The sequence below is a fragment of the Halorubrum sp. GN12_10-3_MGM genome (assembly GCF_005435235.1).
GTDB lineage: Archaea > Halobacteriota > Halobacteria > Halobacteriales > Haloferacaceae > Halorubrum > Halorubrum ezzemoulense.
The window spans coordinates 1-20,167 of sequence record NZ_SGUB01000016.1; the positions used below are offsets into that span (position 1 = coordinate 1).

The 20,167-nt window shown below is 71.1% G+C and carries 22 protein-coding genes; 9 read left to right on the forward strand and 13 right to left on the reverse strand.

Going from position 1 to position 20,167, the window contains the following annotated elements; translation table 11 throughout:
* Positions 1 to 146: 146 nt before the first annotated feature.
* Positions 147 to 1,058: a thiamine-phosphate kinase gene (thiL, locus tag EXE47_RS12095; RefSeq protein ID WP_089308120.1), complete on the reverse strand. Its 912-nt coding sequence runs from the start codon at positions 1,056 to 1,058 to the stop codon at positions 147 to 149.
* A gap of 352 nt (positions 1,059 to 1,410) precedes the next feature.
* On the opposite strand from thiL, the gene EXE47_RS12100 reads away from it, so the two are divergent.
* The 3 genes from EXE47_RS12100 to aceA are packed head-to-tail and all read left to right on the forward strand — an operon-like array spanning position 1,411 to position 2,994.
* The gene (locus EXE47_RS12100; protein WP_049931564.1) at positions 1,411 to 1,743 is read left to right on the forward strand and encodes a hypothetical protein; all 333 of its coding nucleotides are present in this window, start codon (positions 1,411 to 1,413) and stop codon (positions 1,741 to 1,743) included.
* Entirely contained in the window at positions 1,740 to 1,952 is a 213-nt protein-coding gene (locus EXE47_RS12105; protein ID WP_086216768.1) for a hypothetical protein, read from the forward strand. The genes EXE47_RS12100 and EXE47_RS12105 overlap by 4 nt, the downstream gene beginning before the upstream one ends.
* A gap of 4 nt (positions 1,953 to 1,956) precedes the next feature.
* A complete protein-coding gene (gene aceA / locus EXE47_RS12110; RefSeq protein ID WP_086216767.1) occupies positions 1,957 to 2,994 on the forward strand; it encodes an isocitrate lyase in 1,038 nt (345 codons plus the stop codon).
* Between the two features lie 88 nt (positions 2,995 to 3,082).
* On the opposite strand, the gene EXE47_RS12115 is transcribed toward aceA, so the two are convergent.
* From EXE47_RS12115 to EXE47_RS12120, 3 genes are all read right to left on the reverse strand, one after another.
* A complete protein-coding gene (locus EXE47_RS12115) occupies positions 3,083 to 4,324 on the reverse strand; it encodes a CaiB/BaiF CoA-transferase family protein (RefSeq protein WP_089308119.1) in 1,242 nt (413 codons plus the stop codon).
* Between the two features lie 136 nt (positions 4,325 to 4,460).
* Complete coding sequence (locus EXE47_RS18740; RefSeq protein ID WP_167373072.1) at positions 4,461 to 4,625, reverse strand: hypothetical protein; 165 nt, start codon at positions 4,623 to 4,625, stop codon at positions 4,461 to 4,463.
* Positions 4,626 to 4,683: 58 nt separating this feature from the next.
* Positions 4,684 to 5,667 carry a nucleoside recognition protein gene (locus EXE47_RS12120; RefSeq protein WP_049931560.1) on the reverse strand — a complete coding sequence of 328 codons (984 nt, stop codon included), beginning with the start codon at positions 5,665 to 5,667 and terminating at the stop codon, positions 4,684 to 4,686.
* Between the two features lie 117 nt (positions 5,668 to 5,784).
* Between EXE47_RS12120 and EXE47_RS12125 the strand changes: the two genes are divergently transcribed.
* A complete protein-coding gene (locus EXE47_RS12125; protein ID WP_089308118.1) occupies positions 5,785 to 6,675 on the forward strand; it encodes a hypothetical protein in 891 nt (296 codons plus the stop codon).
* A 386-nt stretch (positions 6,676 to 7,061) separates the two neighbouring features.
* On the opposite strand, the gene EXE47_RS12130 is transcribed toward EXE47_RS12125, so the two are convergent.
* The gene (locus EXE47_RS12130; RefSeq protein ID WP_089308117.1) at positions 7,062 to 8,012 is read right to left on the reverse strand and encodes an aminopeptidase; all 951 of its coding nucleotides are present in this window, start codon (positions 8,010 to 8,012) and stop codon (positions 7,062 to 7,064) included.
* Positions 8,013 to 8,196: 184 nt separating this feature from the next.
* Between EXE47_RS12130 and EXE47_RS12135 the strand changes: the two genes are divergently transcribed.
* Positions 8,197 to 9,264: a type II glyceraldehyde-3-phosphate dehydrogenase gene (locus EXE47_RS12135; RefSeq protein WP_049931557.1), complete on the forward strand. Its 1,068-nt coding sequence runs from the start codon at positions 8,197 to 8,199 to the stop codon at positions 9,262 to 9,264.
* A 46-nt stretch (positions 9,265 to 9,310) separates the two neighbouring features.
* On the opposite strand, the gene EXE47_RS18745 is transcribed toward EXE47_RS12135, so the two are convergent.
* From EXE47_RS18745 to EXE47_RS12150, 4 genes are all read right to left on the reverse strand, one after another.
* Positions 9,311 to 9,487 carry a hypothetical protein gene (locus tag EXE47_RS18745; RefSeq protein ID WP_167373071.1) on the reverse strand — a complete coding sequence of 59 codons (177 nt, stop codon included), beginning with the start codon at positions 9,485 to 9,487 and terminating at the stop codon, positions 9,311 to 9,313.
* 151 nt (positions 9,488 to 9,638) lie between these two features.
* Positions 9,639 to 9,938, reverse strand: a complete 300-nt coding sequence (locus tag EXE47_RS12140) for a hypothetical protein (protein WP_049931556.1) — start codon at positions 9,936 to 9,938, stop codon at positions 9,639 to 9,641.
* Between the two features lie 91 nt (positions 9,939 to 10,029).
* Positions 10,030 to 11,007 carry a hypothetical protein gene (locus tag EXE47_RS12145; RefSeq protein ID WP_089308116.1) on the reverse strand — a complete coding sequence of 326 codons (978 nt, stop codon included), beginning with the start codon at positions 11,005 to 11,007 and terminating at the stop codon, positions 10,030 to 10,032.
* Between the two features lie 63 nt (positions 11,008 to 11,070).
* A complete protein-coding gene (locus EXE47_RS12150; RefSeq protein ID WP_089308115.1) occupies positions 11,071 to 13,518 on the reverse strand; it encodes a cation-translocating P-type ATPase in 2,448 nt (815 codons plus the stop codon).
* 139 nt (positions 13,519 to 13,657) lie between these two features.
* On the opposite strand from EXE47_RS12150, the gene EXE47_RS12155 reads away from it, so the two are divergent.
* Positions 13,658 to 14,017, forward strand: coding sequence for a DUF5518 domain-containing protein (locus tag EXE47_RS12155; protein WP_049931553.1), 360 nt, complete (start codon positions 13,658 to 13,660; stop codon positions 14,015 to 14,017).
* Positions 14,018 to 14,114: 97 nt separating this feature from the next.
* On the opposite strand, the gene EXE47_RS12160 is transcribed toward EXE47_RS12155, so the two are convergent.
* Both EXE47_RS12160 and EXE47_RS12165 read right to left on the reverse strand, forming a co-directional pair.
* On the reverse strand, positions 14,115 to 14,588 hold the full coding sequence (locus tag EXE47_RS12160; protein WP_086216983.1) for a redoxin domain-containing protein: 474 nt from the start codon (positions 14,586 to 14,588) through the stop codon (positions 14,115 to 14,117).
* Positions 14,589 to 14,685: 97 nt separating this feature from the next.
* Complete coding sequence (locus EXE47_RS12165) at positions 14,686 to 15,189, reverse strand: DUF367 family protein (protein WP_086216982.1); 504 nt, start codon at positions 15,187 to 15,189, stop codon at positions 14,686 to 14,688.
* 447 nt (positions 15,190 to 15,636) lie between these two features.
* Here EXE47_RS12165 and EXE47_RS12170 point away from each other — a divergent pair, with 447 nt between their 5' ends.
* The 3 genes from EXE47_RS12170 to EXE47_RS12180 all read left to right on the forward strand — a co-directional run bounded on the left by EXE47_RS12170 (position 15,637) and on the right by EXE47_RS12180 (position 19,326).
* Positions 15,637 to 16,392, forward strand: coding sequence for a coenzyme F420-0:L-glutamate ligase (locus EXE47_RS12170; protein WP_049931550.1), 756 nt, complete (start codon positions 15,637 to 15,639; stop codon positions 16,390 to 16,392).
* 2 nt (positions 16,393 to 16,394) lie between these two features.
* Complete coding sequence (locus EXE47_RS12175; RefSeq protein WP_049931549.1) at positions 16,395 to 17,378, forward strand: 5,10-methylenetetrahydromethanopterin reductase; 984 nt, start codon at positions 16,395 to 16,397, stop codon at positions 17,376 to 17,378.
* Between the two features lie 265 nt (positions 17,379 to 17,643).
* On the forward strand, positions 17,644 to 19,326 hold the full coding sequence (locus EXE47_RS12180; protein ID WP_089308398.1) for a methyl-accepting chemotaxis protein: 1,683 nt from the start codon (positions 17,644 to 17,646) through the stop codon (positions 19,324 to 19,326).
* Between the two features lie 42 nt (positions 19,327 to 19,368).
* On the opposite strand, the gene EXE47_RS12185 is transcribed toward EXE47_RS12180, so the two are convergent.
* Both EXE47_RS12185 and EXE47_RS12190 read right to left on the reverse strand, forming a co-directional pair.
* The gene (locus EXE47_RS12185) at positions 19,369 to 19,608 is read right to left on the reverse strand and encodes a hypothetical protein (protein WP_049931548.1); all 240 of its coding nucleotides are present in this window, start codon (positions 19,606 to 19,608) and stop codon (positions 19,369 to 19,371) included.
* 66 nt (positions 19,609 to 19,674) lie between these two features.
* Positions 19,675 to 20,160, reverse strand: coding sequence for a DoxX family membrane protein (locus tag EXE47_RS12190; protein ID WP_089308114.1), 486 nt, complete (start codon positions 20,158 to 20,160; stop codon positions 19,675 to 19,677).
* Positions 20,161 to 20,167 lie beyond the last annotated feature (7 nt).

A 20,167-nucleotide genomic window follows, 5' to 3' on the forward strand; every position in this document is an offset into this window, starting at 1 on the left:
CGAAGGGGCGGTCGCGAGGCGGTGTTCGCGTGGATCAGTCGTTTATAAGTTCGACTCTTGGACGGTCGGGCGGCCGGGGCTTCGGTGGTGTTCGCCGCCGCTCTGCGGGCGCTCATTTATAAGCGAACCACTGGGACCTCGGTGACCTATCCGTCTCCGTGCGTGAAGCCGCGGTCGGGCAGGGGCTCGCCGTCGGCGAGGACGCGCGACCCTCCTTCTTCGGGCTCCTCGACCACCGTCCCGATCCGCGTGAGCCCGGCGGGACACGACTCTTCGACCGTATCAACCTCCGCTTCCGGTACCGCACAGACCAACTCGAAGTCCTCGCCGAAGTGCGCCGCGAGTTCGAACCGCTCCGTCGACCCCTCCGCAACCCCCTCGACCGCGGGGTGAACCGGAACCGCGTCCCGCTCGATCTCGATCCCGACCTCGCTCGCCTCGGCCAGCTGGTGACACGACCGCGCCAGCCCGTCCGAGGAGTCCATCATCGCGGTCGCGTGCGATGCCAGCGCCAGCCCGTCGGCCACGCGCGGCGTGAACCGGAACAGCTCGTTGGCGCGCTCGGTCTCGCCCTCGCCGTCGTTTTTGAAAATCCGCAGCGCCGCTGCGGACCGGCCCCACTCGCCGGTGACGCAGAGCGCGTCGCCCGGTCGCGCCCCGTCACGCGTGACGGCCCCGGCGTCGGTGATCCCGCCGACCGCGGTGGTCGCGGTCGTGAACTCGACGTGTTCGTCGAGGTCGCCGCCGACGTACTCGGCGTCGACCGCCTCGCAGACGTCGACCGCGCCCGCGACGAACCGGGTCAGCTCGTCGCGGTCGAACGCCTCGTCGGCGTAGACGGCGACCGCGGCCCGGGCGGTCGCGCCCATCGCCGCCACGTCCGACAGCGACGCGCCGACTGCGCGCCAGCCGGCTGTGTACCGCGTTGTGCCGGCCGGGAAGTCGGTCCGCTCGTGGAGCATGTCCGTCGTGATGACCGTTCCGTCGACGACGGCGGCGTCGTCGCCCGCGTGCGGGAGGTCGGCCGCGAGAGCCCGGAGAGCGTCGCGCTCGTTCACTACCCTACGCTCCGCGCGGCGGGGTCAATAAGCGATCGGTCCGGCCCGGCTCGGTCTGGCCCGGTCCGACGCCGTCGATGTCGCTCGGCGGCGTCACCGACAGTGTTGTGGACGCTGTCACCGGCGGCGAGGGGCGCGCAGCCCCGGATGTCTTCGTTTGTATGGGCCGTGTTGTCATGGAACATTTAACCGAATAAAACAACATAACGAATATTATCATTATCAATCATTATGTTTATTATCTTCCTCCGATTTGCTCCGGTCGCAATGGCAGTATCCGTACGCGGACACGCAGCGACCCGAGGCACCGACCCGATCACCAGACGACCGCCGCAACCCCCCACACGACCCGATGACGACACCTGACGACACGCCCGACGACACGACTCGACGCACCGATCGCACGACCGACCGCACGACCGGCTCGGAGCCCGCGGAGCGCTCCGACCGGACTGCTTCTCCGCAGCCGATCCCCGGCCGCATCCCGCCCACCGAGGAGGCCGGCGCGCCGCTGGTCCCGACGATCACGACGCGCCGGACCACGGGGACGCGCTCGCCCGGCTCGCCGCCCCGGGCCGACACCCGTCGCCCGACCCGTCCGCCGGCCGACGACGAGCGCGACGCACCCATGGTCCCCGACCTGCGTCCCGCCTCGCGGACGCGGACCGACGGGGGTTCGCGATGACGGCGAACGCGACGCGCCGCTCCCGCGAGCGCTCGGCCCGGTCGACCGGCGAGGACGCGTCCCGCAGCACCGTCCCAATGGCGGGGACCGGCGACGGACCGCGCCCGGACCCGACGACGTTCGCGCCGACCGCTCGCCCCGCCGACAAACGCCGATCAGGCCGGCGCACCGCGCCGAACCGCACCGCAGACGACGACACCACGCAGTAACCCGATGAATCCCAACGAACTCGACGACGACGTCTTCACCAGAGATATCGACAACCCGGCCGGCCGCCGGCTCCGCGAGCTGTTCGAGGAGCAGGAGTACACGTTCGCGCCGGGGATCTACCACGCCCTCGACGCCCGCCTCGCGGAGATGGCGGGCCTCGACGCGGCCTACATGAGCGGCTACTCGACCGTCCTCGGCCAGTTCGGCTTCCCCGACCTGGAGATGGTCACCATGTCCGAGATGGTCGAGAACGCGAAGCGCATGGTCGAGGCGACGAACCTCCCCGTCATCGCCGACTGCGACACCGGCTACGGCGGCGTCCACAACGTCCGGCGCGCGGTCCGCGAGTACGAGAAGGCCGGCGTCGCCGCCGTCCACATCGAGGACCAGACCTCGCCGAAGCGCTGCGGCCACATCGCCGGCAAGCAGATCGTCTCCCGCGAGCAGGCCCGCTCGCGCTTCGAGGCCGCCGTCGACGCCAAGCAGAGCGAGGACACCGTCATCATCGCCCGCACCGACGCGTACGGCTCCGCCAACGGCGACTGGGAGGAGCACCTCGAACGCGGCCGGATCTACGCCGACGCCGGCGTCGACCTCGTCTGGCCCGAGATGCCCGACCCGTCCCGCGAGGACGCGGTCGAGTACGCCGAGACGATCCACGAGACCCACCCCGACCTCGATCTGGCCTTCAACTACTCCTCCTCGTTCGAGTGGGGCGCCGAGGAGGACCCGCTCACCTTCGAGGAGCTCGGCGACCTGGGCTACCAGTACATCTTCATCACGCTGTACGGTCTCCACTCGGGCGCCCACGCGGCCTACGAGGACTTCGAGAACATCGCGCAGAACGACGAGGAGGCGCAGTTCGACCTCGAAGAGCGGTACATCGGCCACGAGACGGAGAGTCACCACGAGCTCTCCTTCGTCCCGCGGTATCAGGACATCGAGGCCGAGTTCGACCCCGAGGCCCGCGAGCGGCAGGAGGAGTCGGCGGGGTTCACCGAAGACGAGAGCGACCCGATCACGGCCGAAAACGACGACTGAGCGACCGCGAAAACCGGTGACCGAGCGCTCGGCGGCGACCGACGGCGGAGCGCTCGACGGAACCCGACCACCGAGCGTCCCGTCGCCGTCAGTTGTCCGGAATCGCTCCCCGTTCTTTCAGCTCCGCGATGTCGCCGTCGCCGTAGCCGTACTCGTCGAGAACTGACTCCGTGTGTTCGCCGAGCGCCGGCGGGTGGCGCCGGACGGTCGTCGGCGTCCGGGAGAAGTGCATGGGCGAGCCGGGGAACGTGACGGTGCCCGCGGTCGGGTGTTCCGTCTCGGCGACCATCCCGCGCGCCTCGATTTGGGGGTCGGCGAACACCTCGCTCACGTCGCGGACGCGGCTCGCGGGCACGTCGTGTTCCTCCAGGACCGCGGTCGCCTCGGCGGTCGTCATGGACGCGAACGTCTCGCTCAGCTCGCGGTCGAGCTCCTCCCGGTGGCGGACGCGGCCCTCGTTGGTCTCGAACCGCTCGTCCGCGAGCAGGTCCGGGCGGTCGATCGCGCGGCACAGCGGCGGCCAGAACGGGTCCGACGAGCAGGCGACGACGACGTACCCGTCGCTCGTCTCGAACGCCTGATACGGGACGATGTTCGGGTGTTTGCTCCCCATCCGTCCCGGCGGCTCGCCGCTGGCGAAGTAGTTCGTCGCCATGTAGCTGGTCCAGGCGGCCTGCCCGTCCAGCAGGCTCACGTCGATCTTCTGGCCGCGGCCGTCGCCGAGTTCGCGCTCGAGGAGGGCCGCGAGGATCGCCTGCGTCGCGTACATCCCCGCGCCGACGTCGGCGAGCGCGACGCCGATCCGGACCGGCGGGCCGTCCTCGACGCCCGTGAACGACATGAACCCGCCCCGCGCCTGTATCATGATGTCGTAGGCGGGCTTGTCGCGGTCGGGGCCCCACTCGCCGTAGCCGGAAATGCCGCAGTAGATCAGCCCGGGGTTCTCGTCGACGAGGTCGCCGTAGTCGAGGCCCCACTCGGCGGTCTTACCGACCCGGAAGTTCTCGACGAGCACGTCGGCCTCGCGGGCGAGGTCCCGCGCGACCGCGCGCCCCGACTCGGTCGTCAGGTCCAACTGGATCGACCGCTTGTTCCGGTTAACGCTGACGTAGTAGGCGCTCTCTTCGCCCTCGCCCTCGCCGAACGCCGGCGGGACCCATGTCCGCGTCTGGTCGCCCTGTCCGGGCCGCTCGATCTTGAGCACTTCGGCGCCGAGGTCGCCGAGCTGCATGGTACAGAACGGGCCGACGAGCACGCGAGAGAGGTCCAGCACGGTGACGCCATCCAGCGGTCCGGTGTCGCCGTCGGGATCGCGCGCCTCACCGACCACGCGCGTTCACCCCCGCGGACCGTCGCCGAATTCGGTTCATGTGTCCCGGGTCAGTCCCGGGGGTACTGAGTGTTGCGGCGGCGTCGCGGACGGAAACCCGGGGCCGGCGAGGAGGCGGCGCCGGCGAACGGTTTCGTCAGGCCGGAAGCGTGTCGATGCCGTCGATCTCGACGTAGCCGTAGCCGCAGTCGGGACAGCGCCACTTCGTCTTCTCGCCGAGGTGAAGCGTCATCGCCGCGGTCCGGTAGAACGAACGAGACCCGCCGCAGTCGGGACAGTCCACGTCCTTTTCGAGCGCCATGTGCGCCGATCGATCCGGGCCGGTGTTGAACCTACTGATTCGGGCTCCGCCGGCCCTGTCACCACACCGGCGCGAGCAGTAGCGCGACCGTCGCCGAAATGAAGACGAGCTTGAGCGCGGTGTTGACGGCGATCACCTTCGTCCCGAACGAAGGCCCCCAGATCCCGTACTGGAACGGGATCGAGCGCCGGAACGTGGAAACGGCGAACGAGAGGATGCTCCCGATGAGCAGCGACGCGACCGCGGTCCGCGTCGTGAAGATCCCGGCCTCCGTCCCGGCGAGGGTCGCCGCGCCCGCGGTCGTGTCGAGCGTGAACACCGCGATGACCGGCACCGCGGCACCCGGCAGGCCCAGCACGCTCGTGATCGGCTCCGCCACGCTCGTCAGGGCCGCCACGTCGTAGGTCGTGACGAGCCAGATGACCAGCGTGTACACGACCGCGAGCCGCGGGACGATCCGCCGGAGGGTCCGCCACGACTTCCCGGCCGCGTCGCGCACGCGCTCCCGGTCGGTACGGTCGTCGTCCTCGGGCCCGGTCGCCTCGACGTCGGCGAGCGCGGCGCGGTCGACGTTCGACTCGGAGAGGAGGAACCCGCCCGCGACGACGCCGGTGACGGTGATCAAAAGCGCGATGCCGGCGCGCGCGCCGACGTAGACGGCGCCGGTGGTGACGCCGAGGATCGGGATCAACACCGGGACGTAGTAGGTGAACACGTGCTGGACGAAGCCGAAGAACGTGTTCATCGTCACCGCGACGAGCGTCGCGCGGTCGTCGAGCAGCCCCGACTCGCGGAACTCCGCGAGCGTCGCGTAGCCCGCGGTCGTCGACGCCGCGGTCGTGAGGATCGCCGTGCCGACCTCGTCCGGGAGGTTCGCCGGTCGGGTGAGCCACCCCGCGAGCCCGGCGACGTACCGGACCAGCCCGAACGCGACGGCGACGTTGGCGGCGAAGACGCCCCCCGCGATGAACGCCGTGATCCGGGCAAGTCGGGGGGCCACCTCCGCGAGCAGCGTCGAGAACTCGGCGGCGACCGATTGCACGAATCAGCGTACGCGAGGGGCGCTCAAATGGCCGTCGGAACGGGCGGGCGTTCCCGGAGGGTCGGAACGCGCGCCGCCGCGCGGGGCTTATGTCCCGCCGCGGAGAACGGCCCTCCGATGGCTCCCGCCGAGGATGACATCTCGATCGATGAAAAGCGCGTGTACGCGGGCAGCGCCGGCCGCACCGACGCCTACGTCGCGACGGGGACGGGGATCGTCCGCGTCTCGCTGTCGGCCGACAAGGTCGGCGCGTTCGACATGGTCGCCCGCGACCCCGCCCGCGATGTCACCGTCCTCGCTCGCGGCGGCGGCCCCGACCTCGCCGTCGCGGCCACGCCCGACGGGCTCTCGGTCGCCGCGGTCGGCGACGACCCGGCGTTCGAGTCGGTCGACGACGAGCCGGCGGTCGCGGTCGGCGCGGCGAGGGACCGTGACGACGCGCTCCTTGTCGCCCGCGAGGACGGGGCGATCGAGCGCATCAACGTCGGGGAGGGCGACGAGGCGACGGTCTCGTCGACGACGCGGATCGGAACCGTCACGGACCCGCGCGCGGTCGACGGCGGTCTCGTCGCTGGCGCGAAGGCGGTGTACCGGGTCGGTGAGCGCGGCATCACCGACGTCGGCCTCGACGACGCGCGCGACGTGGCCGGCGCCGGGATGCCGCTCGCGGCGACCGGTGCGGGGCTCTACTGGCTTGGCAACGGTTGGATGACGGCCCGGGAGGCGGTCGCGGAGGCGGTCGCGTCCGACGGCGACGGGCACGCGATGGCGGTCGTCGGCGGTGACCTGCTCGTTCACTCGGACGGGGCCGGCGAGTGGGGCGAGGAGACGTGGACGCCCGCGGACCTGCCCGTGGACGAGACGCCCGTCGCGCTCGGCTACGGCCCCGGCGTCTCGGTCGGGGTGACGGACGCGGGAACGCTCTGCGTCGACGCCGGCGACGGGTGGCGACACCAGGTGGTCGGCGTTCGCGACGTGGCGGGCGTGGCGCTCGCGGTCGTAGAATAGGCAGAGTACGTCGATGTTGACGGCTCGGTGGGAGCTCCCTCCAAATTCCCCGTCGGATTATAAACGGGATTCAGCAGGTCGGCGGTGAATACTCCCAAAGCCCCAGCCGCGAATCGGGCGCACGCTCGCTGTGGTCCTCAGTCGCTCGCTTCGCTCGCTCTCTGCGGTCCTTACTTCGCCTGCGCCCGATTCGCGGCTGCCCGTTTGAATCCCGCCCCGCACCGCACCTCACGCCTCCCCAGCCTCGTCGGTGGCTCTCCGCTTCGCTCCGACCCACCGACTCCCTCGCGCGGTGCTGTCTCGCGGTCGCCGATGGCGGCCGCTCGTCGGCACGCGCCAGCGCCTCGATAGTTTGTAAGTGGGGAATATTTTCGCTCACGGACGTTTCACGCGCTCGGCAGGTCGATCTCGTCCCCGTCGGCGTAGACCGTCGAGTCCCGGATGATCCCGTCGAGGTGGAGCGGCGCGTCCGTCTCGCCGCCGATCCCGACGTTGTCTCCGATCGCGATGTGGACGGTCCCGCCCGCCTTCTCGTCTAAGAGGACTGACCCGACGAGTTCCGCAACGCCGCCGTTGGTGCCGATGCCGAGCTCCGCGAGGTTGTACGCCGCGTCGCCGACCTCGTCGGCGGCGGCCTCGACGTCGGCGCGGATCGCGTCGTCGGCGATCTCGGTCACGAACCCGTCCTCCACCTCGAACGCCAGCTCCCGCCCGTCGTCGAGCAGGCCGTGGGGCATCATCGTCCCGTCGACGACGAAGGTCCCGGTCGCGCTCGCGGGCGCGACGAACACCTCGCCGGCGGGGAGGTTCGAGAAATCGCCCGGGTCGCGGACCATGCCGGTGTCGGCGAGCCACTCGCGGTCGCCGACCTCGAAGGTGATGTCCGTGCCGGCGGGCGCGGTGACGCGGACCTCGCTGGCGTCGCCGATCTGCCCCAGCACGTCGTCGCAGGCGGCCTCGATGGCGGCGTAGTCGGCGTCGAGCCCCGTCGTGAACACGTCCTCGGTGATCCCGGGCAGCGTCGCGCCGCGCGCGCCGGCGTCGCAGGCCGAGCCGCGGGCGCGGGTGTGGCTCAGGCTCTTCGTCGTCGGGGCCAGGAAGGCGTCGGCCTCCGCCATCGCGGCCGCGACCGGTGCCGGCGGCTCCGTCCCGTGCTGTTCGGTCGGGGGGTACCGGAGGAGCGTCGCGTCGTCGGTGACGGCGCTCGCGGCCGCGTACAGCGCCTCGCCGATCGGCTCGCGCTCGTCGTCGGTGACGACCGCGACCGATTCGTCGGGAGCGACGTTCAGACACTGTTCGACCGCGGTCGTCGCGGCGTCGGAGAGATCGGCTGCCATGCCAGCGTCTCCGTTCGGCCGGGCGTTAGGCCTTGTCATCGCTGAGTTTACTCTATTCCGTAATTGAATTATTTACGTCCGGTGCCGATCGGCGTCGAATTAACCGATCGATTACTCGTGGGGTAGTTAATTTCATTTCACCCACCTCGAAAAGATTATACCGATTCCCGAGCGAGGGGCAGATATGATACGCGTGGGCGTCAACGGCTACGGCACGATCGGGAAACGGGTCGCGGACGCCGTCGCGGCCCAGCCGGACATGACACTCGTCGGCGTGACGAAGGCGTCGCCCGACTACGGCGTCGAGGCCGCGGCGCGGCGCGGCTACGACCTGTACGCGGCGGTCGAGGACCGCGTCGAAGACTTCGCGGCCGCCGGCGTCGACCTGTCCGGGATCCTCGGCGACCTGCTCGACGCCGTCGACGTCGTCGTCGACTGCGCGCCCTCCGGCGTCGGCGAGCGCAACGCGCCCGTCTACGAGGCCCACGACACGCCGGCGATCTTCCAAGGCGGCGAGGACGCCGCCGTCGCCGAGGCCTCCTTCAACGCCCGCGGTCGGTTCGAGGCGGCCCGCGGCGCGGACGCGGTCCGCGTCGTCTCCTGTAACACGACCGCGCTCTCGCGGCTGCTCGCGCCGCTCGACGAGACCTACGGCGTCGAGAAGGCGCGCGTCACGCTCGTGCGCCGCGGCGGCGATCCGAGCGAGACGGACCGCGGCCCGATAAACGACATCGTTCCCGACCCCGCGGCGGTCCCCTCTCATCACGGTCCGGACGTGAACGAGATTCTTCCCGACCTGCCGGTCGACACCGCGGCGCTGAAGGCGCCGGTCACGGGGATGCACACCCACAGCGTCAACGTCACGCTGGAGAGCGACCCCGACTCGGGGGCCGTCCGCGACCTCCTCGCCGACGAGGACCGGATCTTCCTCGTGCCGGAGGCCGCGGGCATCGACGGCGCGGGCGCGCTGAAGGAGTACGCCGCCGACGCGGGGCGGCCCCGCGGCGACCTCTGGGAGAACTGCGTCTGGGAGGAGTCGATCAGCGTCACCGGGCGAGACCTGTACCTCTTCCAGAACGTCCACCAAGAGGCCGACGTGGTCCCGGAGAACGTCGACGCGATCCGCGCGATGACGACCGACGTCGACGCGGCCGAGTCGGTGGCGCGGACGAACGAGACGCTCGGCGTGGGTCTCGAAAGTCGGCTCGGGAACGACGGGCCGGCGCGCGCGGAACTGACGGCCGACGACTGACGCCGTAGTCGCGGTCTTTTCGGTCGCTACCGTCCGGAAGCCGCCGTCACTCGGTCGGTCGCGTGACGAGGAACGTCCGGCCGCCGCGGCGTTCGAGGTGGACCTCGCTCCCGTCGACGCGGTTCACGCGGACTCGGTCCGGGAGGCGGTCGGTTCGACAGTCGGTGATGTCCACGCGCGTGGGCGTCGCGTACCGGGGTCGGTCGGCGGTGACTGCGCTCATACACCTAGTTCGGCCCGGAACGCTCCTATAACCGAGCCATCCGCGGAGTGAAAGTGAAAGTGGACGATCCGCTGCCGCTCGCCGGTGATTCGGACAGTCGGGCTCGCCGCCGGCGGTCCGCTGTCGCCCCTCTCGGCGGTCCGCTGTCGCCCTACCGCCGGAGGCCGGTCGCCTCGTCGTCCTCGACGAACCGCACCGTGAAGTAGTCGTAGCCGCCGTAGGCAGCATCGAGCGCGCCCATCCACCAGTTCCACCGCTCCACCAGCGAGGAGTCGTCCGGCGCGTCCTCCATGTGTCCGATCACCCCCGTCACGGTCAGGCCGTGGCCGCGGTCCTCGGAGGGCCGTCCGGAGTCGACGAGGTCGCGGGCCGCCCGCGAGACGGCCCGCCGCTCGGCCTCGGTCCCGCCGAACTCGTCTTCGAGCGCGCGTTCCAGACGCTGTCTGTCCATGAACGAGTTTGGGTGCGCAGGTATATGAGTCGCGTGGTAGGGGGTGTCAGGTCCGGTGTCGCGACGGGGTTGCGTCGACTCCGCGGGCGACTCACAACCGCGCCGCGAGCGCGAGGAACAGCAGCGAGAACGGGGCCGTGAGCAGCGCCAGCGCCAGTCCGCCCGCTCCCTCGCCGGCCGCAACGGCCATGAGGAGGCCGACTACGAGCGAGGACGATCCCAGCGTCGCGAGGGTGAGCCGCTCCGGGACGCTCGCCCGGTCCGGCCCGTCGCTCTCCGCCAGCACCGCGCCGAGCGCGGACTCGACCGCGTCCGCCCGGTCGCGGGGGACGAACAGCCACGGCGTCGACCGGAACCACGCGTTCCCCCGGTACGCGAGCAGGAACACCGTCGTCCACGGGAGGTCGATCCGGCGCGTCCTGACGACCGCCCCGAGGTCGTCGCTCCGAGTCCGGTCGCGCGCCGGATACGTCCGCGCGATCGCCCGCTCGGCCGGGTCGAGCCGAACGGCGACCCCCGACGACTCGGCGACCGCCGGCACGAACCAGACGGCCCAGAACACCGGCCAGAGGGCCGGCAGGAAGTCAGTCGGCAGCGCCAGCGCCGCCGCGACGACCGCGCCGAGCCCGGCCAGCGTCCAGCCGGGCCGAAGCGTCTCTGCGGCCTCGCGCAGTCGGGCGACGGACGGCTCCCCGACCGAACTCTCGCGGTACACGGCGTACAGCACCGGCACGGTACCGAGCAGAAGCGCGAGCAAGAGCGCGACCCCGACGGCGATCGCCTCGGCCCCGACGCTCGGGACCGCGAGGTCGCCGGACGCGATACCCGCGATCCCCCCGGCGGCGACGGTGCCGAAGACGACGAGGACCGCGCCGGCGATTCCGACTGACACCCCGATCGCGAGCGAGCGCAGTCGCTCGTGGCGGACCGGCCCCCACTCGATCGGGTCGGGTTCGGCGACCGTCTCGGAGACGCTCCGGTCGCCGTGGGGGTCGGCCCGGACCTCCGCGGACTCCGTGCGGTCCATCGCCTCCTCGGAGGTGGAGGGCGTCCCGCGCTCGGAGGGCATACGAGCGCAGTTACCGCCGCGGTAATAAAAAGCGTGAGGCCGGCTTCCGGGTCGACTGACCGGCTACTGCTCCGACGCGGCGGCGTCCGCGTTCGGCTCGGCCGCGTCCGTCGCCGCCCCGGAGGGCTCCGCGGGCTCGACGTTGCCGAGCCGGAGCGCGTTCCCGGTGACGCCGAGGCTCATACCCATGTCGCCGACGACGACGGCCATCGCGACGCTCACGTAGCCGAGGGGAGCGCCCGCGGCGAGTAGCGCCTTCACGGCGAGGGAGGCCCCGATATTGGTTCGGATCGTCGAGCTCGCGCGCGAGGCGAGGTCGACGACGTACGGGAGCCTGGTCAGGTCGTCGGCCATCAGCGCCACGTCCGCGGTCTCGATGGCGGTGTCGGTGCCGGCGGCGCCCATCGCGACCCCCACGTCCGCCGCCGCGAGCGCCGGGGCGTCGTTGATCCCGTCCCCGACCATCGCGACGCCGCTGTCGGTCTCGGCGGCGAGCTCACGCACCGCCGCGACCTTCTCGTCGGGGAGCAGATCCGCGCGCACCTCGTCGATGCCGACGCGGTCGCCGGTCGCCCGCGCGGTCCGCTCGTTGTCGCCGGTGAGCATCGCGACCCGGTCCACGCCGAGTTCGTGGAGGCGGTCGACGACCCACGCCGCCTCCGGACGGACTGTGTCCGCGACCGCCACGACGCCCTCCAGTTCCGCCTCGGTCCCGACGAGGACGACCGTCTTCCCCTCGGCCTGAAGCCGCGGAATCGTCTCGCTCGCTAGGTCGAGGTACTGCCCGTGGTCGCAGGGCTCGGGCTCCGCGGCGGCGCTCGCCTCGCTCCCGCGCGCTCCGTCTCCGCCAGCGTCGTCGGCGTCGTCGCGCTCCCGAACCACCCCTCCGTCAGGGCGGACGTGGGCGTGGCTCAGGTCGAAACCGAGGTCCTCGAACAGCGAGGGCTTGCCGGCGTAGTGGGTCTCGCCGTCGATATCAGCGCGGACGCCTTCGCCCGTGAGCGTCTCGAAGTCGGTGACCTCGGTCTCGTCGCTGGACCCGGTACCGGCGGCCTCGGAACCGGCGGTGTCAGTGCCCCGCACCACTATCGCCTCCGCCACCGGGTGTTCGCTCCGTCGCTCGATGGCGGTCGCGCACGCGAGCACGTCGTCGGCCTCGCGGTCGCCGAGGGGGACCACGTCGGTCACCGACAGCTCGCCGCGCGTGAGCGTCCCGGTCTTGTCGAGCGCGACGACGTCGACGTCGCCGGCCGCCTCCAGGTGTTCGCCGCCCTTGATCAGGACGCCGTTCCGGGCGGCCGCGGTCACGCCGGAAACGACGCTGACGGGCGTCGAGATGACGAACGCGCAGGGGCACGCGACGACGAGCAGGGTGAGTCCGCGGACGAACCACGTCTCCGCGCCGCCGCCGACGAGGACGGGGCCGAGCGCGGCGGTCGCGACCGCGCCGACCACGACGATCGGGGTGTAGACGCCTGCGAAGCGGTCGACGAACCGCTCGGCGCGCGTCTCCTCGCCGTTGGCGGCCTCGACGAGGTCGACGACCCTCGCGATGGTCGACTCCTCGGCGGGCGCGGTGGCCTCAACCTCGAGGTAGCCGGCCTCGTTGATCGAGCCGGCGTACACCTCGTCGCCGGGCTCCTTCTCCGCCGGGACCGACTCGCCGGTGATCGGCGACTCGTCGACCGCGCCGGAGCCCTCGCGGACCACCCCGTCGAGCGGGACGCGCTCGCCGGGTCGCACCGCGAGCCGCTCGCCCGTCGCGACGGCCTCGGCGGGGACCGTCTCCTCCTCGCCGTCCCGGATCACGACCGCCTCGTCGGGGGACAGCTCCATCAGCTCGCGGAGGGAGGTGCGCGCCCGGTCGATCGAGTAGCGTTCGAGCAGCTCGGCGACCGAGAACAGCACCGCGAGCGTCGCCGCCTCGAACGGGAGGTCGACGAGCAGCGCGGCGACGACCCCGACGCTCATCAGCAGGTCGATGTCGAGGCTCACCCCCCGCAGCGAGTAGAACCCGTTCCGGAGGATCGGCGGCCCGGCGACCCCGACCGCCAGCAGGTACGCGACCGAGGCGCCCGTGACGGCCCACGGCCCGAGGAAGCCGACGCCGCCGATCGTCGCGAACGTCGGGTCGAGCCCGGGGAGCAGCCACTCGAGGGCGAGCCCGACCGCGAGGAAGGCCCCGCCGACCGCGGTGGCGATCGCGCGGGGGCTCGTGAACAGGCCGTCGGCGACGCCGTCGGACTCCGCATCCGCGACCGCGTACCCCGCGCCCTCGACGGCGGCCGTCAGCGCCTCCACGTCCGTCGCTTCCGGATCGTACGTGAGGACGACGACGCCCGTCGTGGGCCGAGTGTCGACCGAGCGGACGCCCTCCCGATCGAGCGCGCCCTCGACTTTCCCCGCGCACGACGAGCAGTCCATGTCCGGCACCGCGAGCCGGAGCTGCGCTCCCGTCGGCGCGCTCCCGTCCGACTCGTCGGGATCGGCTGTCGGGTTCGATTCGCTCATTAGCTGAACGTCGCTCCCGGAGCGTTATTAATCTAGCTACCACATAGAGGCATTATTTTATAAGAGATTAATAAAAATAGATTCGAAGTAAACAAATTCGACGAGGAAGTATTTACCTCCGAGCCGGCTACCCGCGGGTATGACAGACTGGCGCGCCGTCGGCTACGGCTTCGTCGTGATGCTGATCGCCGGGCTGCTGGCCACGCTCGTCCCCGTCGTGGGCCACGTCGGCGCGGGACTCATCGGCGGGTTCGTCGCCGGCTACGTCGCCGCCGGCGGGCTGCTCTCCGGCTTCTGGCACGGCCTGCTCGCGGGCTCGGTGAGTGGCGTGGCCGTCACGCTCCTGCTCGCCGCGTTCGGCGGCCTCGTCGGACTGGCCGGTGGCCCACTCGGAAGCCTGCTCGGTGGCGCGGGGGTCCTCGTCGTCGGACTGTTCCTGACGCTGCTGTTCGCGGTCGACTCGGCGCTTGCGGGTGCTATCGGCGGCGTCCTCGGATAGCGGGATCGGCTCGAAGCGGTCCGTCGCTGCGGGGCTCCGGTATCTTATTACAATAGAACCGCGGACGCGACGGGACCGGCCGCCCCGCGACCGGAATTCACGCGCTCTCGACGGCGTCGAGGACCGCCTCGTAGTCCGGCTCGTTGGTCGGGTCGTCGGCGACCCAGTCGAAGACGACCTCGCCGTCGTCGTCGATCACGAACACGGCGCGGTTCGCGATGCCGTGGAGGCCGAGTTCGGCGATGTCGATCTCGAGGTCGTACGCGCGGATCGCGTCGCCGGCCATGTCGCTCACGAGGTCGAACTCGATCCCGTGCTCCTCGCGGAACGCGCCCTGCGAGAACGGCGAGTCGGCGCTGATCCCGAAGAGAGTCGCGCCGGCCTCCGCGAAGGCGTCGGCGCGCTCTTGGAAGGCGATCATCTCGTTCGTACACGGCGGCGTGAACGCGCCGGGGAAGAACGCGAGCACGACCGGCCCGTCGCCGATCTCCTCGTCGAGGTCGAACGGCTCGTGATCGCTCGTGCCGACCGTCGCGGTGAACGCGGGTGCGTCGTCGCCTGTGGATACCATCGGCTCTCGATACGGCTGATTCACGCAAAAGCCTTGTCGCGACCTCGTTCGGTGCCGGTATTGGCCCGCTACCGTCTCGGGCCGAACCCGCACCGAGTCACTCGCGGTCGAGGTACTCCTGTTGGATGTCGACGATCTCGCCGGAGTCCTCGCAGTCGGCGTACCGGCGGAGCGGCTCCGCGTTGAGTTCGAGGAACGTCTCGCCCCACGTGAACTTCGACAGGGCGCGCTCGGCGCGGTCGCGCTCGCCGAGAATCACCAGCGCCGCGGCGAACGCCTCGACGGTGGTGAGCCGCATCGGACGGCCGAAGTTCACGGGGTTGGCGGCGACGAGGTAGGGCAGCGCGCGGTGCTCGCCGGGGAGCGAGAACATCTTCTCGCCCGCCGACTCCCATGAGCAGTCGAGCGCGACGAGCGCGGTCTCGGCGGCCCGCTCGGCGTCGACGGGCGAGAGCGCGCGCTCGGCGTGGGGGTTGAGGACGACCCCATACGGCGTGGCTCGGTCCGAGCGGTGGAGCTCGGCGAGGTCGAAGCGCGCGAGCTTCCGGGCCGTACACTTGTCGGGGTCGTCGTCGCCCTCGTACCGGACGTGGAGGTCCACACTTGGCGTTCGACGGAGTCGCGTATAAGCCGTACGGACGCCGTCGGCAGAAAAAATGCGGGTGGTCGACGCCCGCGCGCCGTCACGGGGCGCGGGTCTGCGTCACGATCGGTTCGCCGTCGTCGGCCTCTTCGGGGACGCGCGTCCGCGTCCCGATCGGAGCCGATTCGCCTTCGGTTGTCAGTTCCTTCATCGCGTTTTACAGTATTTACTCGGTGTGTAAAAAATTTTGGCTGAAATACCTATTATCCGCCCTTTGTCCTTATATAAACATGGTTTTTCGATATTATACCAACGAATGTTTTAGCAAATGCTATTTTTGTGCCTGATTTAACGCGCCAGTTATTCGCCAGTCCGCCGCGAATCGGACTCCGCCGCTTCGTCCCGATACCGTCAAACCGGCCCGGTACCGGCGGGGTTTTTCCTCGTCGCCGCGCAGGTGATCGTATGGAGCTGTTCGCGGTTCCGGACCTCCCGGAGATCCGGGAGGGAGACGACCTCGCGGCCATGATCGGCGAGCGCGTCGACCTCCGCGAGGACGACGTGGTCGTCGTCGCCAGCACGGTCGTCTCGAAGGCCGAGGGACGCGTCTTCGACCTCGACGACTTCCCGGCCGGCCCCCGGGCCCGCGAGGTCGCCGACCGGCTCGCCGAGATAGCGGACGAGGAGAAGGATCCGCGCTTCGCGCAGGCGGTCATCGAGGAGTCGACGGAGCTGGTCATGGAGGCGCCGTTCCTCCTCACCGCGACGCGCTTCGGGCACGTCGGCGTCAACGCCGGCATCGACCGCTCGAACGTCCCGGACGGCGACCTGCTGCTGCTCCCGGAGCGCCCCACCGAGAGCGCGGAGCGCATCCGCGACGGACTCGCGGCCGACCGCGTCGTCGTCAGCGACACCTCCGGTCGTCCCTTCCGGCACGGCCAGCGCGGGGTCGCGATCGGCTGGGCCGGGCTACCCGCCAGCCGCGACTGGCGCGGCGAACGCGACCGCGACGGCCGCGAGATGGGCGTCACCGTCCAGAACGTGATCGACGAGCTCGCCGCCGCCGCCAACCTCGTCGCCGGCGAGGGCGCGGGCGGCACCCCGGTCGTCGTCGTCCGGGACTGGGAGTTCGGCGACCACGACGGCTCGGACAATCACTTCCGCGAGGTCGAGGGCGACTTCGTCCGGCAGGCCCTGCGGGAGTGGACCTTTCAGGAGTAACCATGCTCGGAATCGAACTCACCCCAGAACACGAGCTGTCTCGCCTCGTCGACCTCGGCGTCCGCGCCGAGGAGGCCGGCTACGACGCCGTCTACTCGACGTGTCACTACAACAACCGCGACCCGTGGGCGTTTCTCTCGCGGCTCGCGGCCGCCACCGACTCGGTCCGGCTCGGTCCGGGGGTCGCCAACCCCTACGAGACCCACCCGGTGACGCTCGCGTCGAAGGTCGCGACCCTCGACGAGGCCTCCGAGGGGCGCGCCGTCTTCGGGCTCGGCCCGGGCGACCCCTCGACGCTCGCCAACCTCGGCCTCGAAGACGAGCGCGGGCTCCGCTCGGTGCTGGAGGCGTTCAAGACCGCACAGCGGCTCTGGGCCGGAGAGCGCGTCGACCACGAGGGCACCTTCGACGCCGCGGACGCCGGGCTCAACTACGAGCCGCCGCAGGGCGCGGACATCCCGGTCCACGTCGGCGGCGAGGGGCCGCACATGTGTCGGATGGCCGCGAAGCACGCCGACGGCCTCCTGTACAACGGCTCGCATCCGAAAGACCTCGCGTGGGCCCGCGAGCAGGTCGACGACGGCCTCGACGACAGGCCCGATAGCCGGGGCGAGTTCGACCTGATCGCCTACGCCGCGGTGTCGGTCGCCGAGGACGAGGCCGCCGCCCGCGAGGCTGCCCGGCCGCCGGTCGCGTTCATTGCCGCGGGCGCGGCCCCGCCCGTCCTGAAGCGCCACGGGATCGACCCCGACGCCGCGAGCGAGATCGGTGACCGCGTCTCGGCCGGCGAGTTCTCCGCCGCCTTCGAGCGCGTGACCCCCGAGATGGTCGACGCCTTCTGTATGGCGGGCACCCCCGAGACCGTCCGCGAGCGCGCCGCCGCCGTCGCCGAGCACGCCGACGGCCTCGTCGTCGGCTCGCCGCTCGGCCCGGACCTCGAGGCCGCCGTCGACCTCGCGGCCGAGGCGGTCGACGGGCTGTTCTGAGGTCCGTCGACTGGGTTCCCGAGGCGCGTCGACGGGGGCTGTTCCGGGCCGCGTCGACGAGGGCTGTTCCGGGCCGCGTCGGCGGCGCCCGCACTGCTTTCACGCACGCTGGCGGCGGATTCTCGCCCGCTGACAATCGAGAATCGCTGCTGATAACGCCGGCGGGAGGTTCATAACCCGTTCTCGTCGAGGGCGAAGTATGTCCACGACACGACAGCGCCGCCCGGGTGTCCGCGGGCGGTACGAGGCCCTCCTGTGGCGGACGATGGACGCGCTCGGCGTCACCGAATCGATAGAGCGCAAGGTCGTCACGGCGGTCGGCATCCAGTTTCTCGTCACGGTCGGCATCTTTCTCACTCAGTTTTTGATCTCGGGGACCGCCGCGTACGTCGTCTCGGGGGCGCTGTTCCTCGGCGCGGTCGTCGCCATCTACAACACGCTGCTCATCGTTCGACAGGACTTCGTCGGCCCGATACGCGCGCTGGAGCGTCAGGCGGAGGCGATCGCCGCGGGGAATATCGACGACGCGCGTGAGCCCGACGCGACCGGGTCGTCGGGCGGCGACGCCGCGGGCGCCCTCGACCCGACCCAACCCGACGAGATCGGGAGCCTCGTCGGCGCCTTCGGCGAGGTCCACGGGTACCTCACGACCGTCTCCGCGCAGGCGGAGGCCCTCGCCGATCAAGAGTTCGACGACCCCGCGCTCGACGAGGAGGTCCCGGGCGCCTTCGGGGCGTCGCTCGACGAGATGGCCGAGAATCTCGCGGCCTACACCACCGAGCTGGAGGCGCTCGTCGACGCCTTCGGCGATGCCGCCGAGCGCGCGCAGGACGGCGACCTGACGGCGACCATCGACGGGGACGCGCTGGCGACCGACGAGGGCCGGTACGTCGAGATCGTCGACAACTACAACCGGCTCGTCGCGACGCTCGGCGAGACGGTCGGCGAGGTCGGCGGGTTCACCGCCGACGTGGCCGGGGCCGCGGACGAGGTGCGCGCGAGCATGGACGAGGTCGACGACGCGAGCGGCGAGGTCGCGCGCTCGGTCCAGGAGATCTCCGACGGCGCGGCCGAGCAGACGGACGAGCTGGAGGCGATCGCGAGCGAGATGAACACGCTGTCGGCGACCGTCGAGGAGATTGCGGCGAGCGCCGACGACGCGGCCGAGACCGCGCGCGACGCCGCCGAACGCGGTCGCTCCGGCCGCGAGGAGGCGGCCGAGGCGATCGCGGAGCTTGAGACGCTGGAGACGCGGATCGGCGAGACGGCGGCCGCGGTCACGGACCTCGCGGACCGGGTCGGCGAGATCGACGAGATCGCGGCCGTGATAGACGAAATCGCGGAGGAGACCAACCTGCTCGCGCTGAACGCCTCCATCGAGGCGGCGCGCGCCGACGGCTCCGGCGACGGGTTCGCGGTCGTCGCCGACGAGGTGAAGTCGCTCGCCGAGGAGACGCGCGAGTCGGCGGGGGAGATCTCCGGGCGGATCGAGGAGGTCCAGACCGCGTCGGCGGAGACCGCCGCCGACGCCGAGGCGATGGAGGCCCAGGTAGCCGAGGGGGTCGAGACGATCGAGTCGACGCTGCGGGAGTTCGAGGGCGTCGTCGAGGATGTGACGAGCGTCGACGAGACGGTCCAAGAGATCAGCGACGCGACCGACGACCAGGCGCGCACCACGCAGGAGGTCGTCGACATGGTCGACGGCGTCGCCTCCGTGAGCCGACAGACCGCGACCGAGGCGGAGACCGTCGCGGCCGCGGCCGAGGAGCAGACCGCGACCGTCTCCGAGGTGACCGGCCGGGTCCACACGCTCTCGGACCGGTCCGACGACCTGTTGGCGCGGCTGAACGAGTTCGAGGTTCCCGACGGGGGCGACGGTGCCGAAACCGTCGACGGTCCGGGGGCCGGCGCCGAAGTGCGGTCGGCGATCGGTGCTGACGACGACTGAGGACGGTCTGGGCGCGACGAGGTCGGCGACCGGCGCCGCCGACTACTCCGAGCGCCCGCGTCCGCCGAGCGAGGGCAGGTTCACGCCAATCTCACCGAGCAGCGCGCCGACGGCGGCGTAGCCCAGCGCGCCGACGGAAGCGATAATCAGGACCTGTCCGACGAGGACGAGCAGCGCCGACAGCGGGTCGCCGGCGCCGAGGATGAGGTCGTTCAGGAAGATGTCGACGAACCGCCCGACGTCGCCGACCAGCCGGGAGACGAAGTCGATGAGCGCCATCATGGGTCACGCTTGTACCGGGGGGTACTTGGGTGTTGAGTTCGCGGCGGGACCTCGATCGCTCCGGAACTACGCCTCCGAACACGGCTCCGACGGGTCGTCGTCGCGCGCGTACCGCAGCGCCCAGGCGATCAGGACGCCCTGAAACGGCAGGCGGACCAGCGCCGCGAGCCGCGCCGGAGCGACGAGTCGGTCCGGGAGGAGGTCGTCGAGGGTGTCGCGCCGGGCGAGGTGGACGTTCGCCGGAAACACGGCGAGGAGGAGGGCGACGATCCCCCACGCGGACGGGCGCCGCGTCCGCGGTATCGCGACGCCGACCCCGAGGAGTATCTCGGCGATCCCGGAGAGGTACACCAGCCCGACGGGCCGGGGGAACGACGGCGGGATCGCCTCCGCGAACCGATCCGGGATCAGGAAGTGGGCGACCCCGGCGGTAACGTACGCCGCGCCCATGAGGGGCGCGAGCGAGCGTTCGGCGGCGTCCGACTCGACGGGATCGGGCCGTCGGCGCGCGGGCTGTGCGTCTGCGGCGTGGGACCGGTCGGCGTCGGCCATCGGTCCG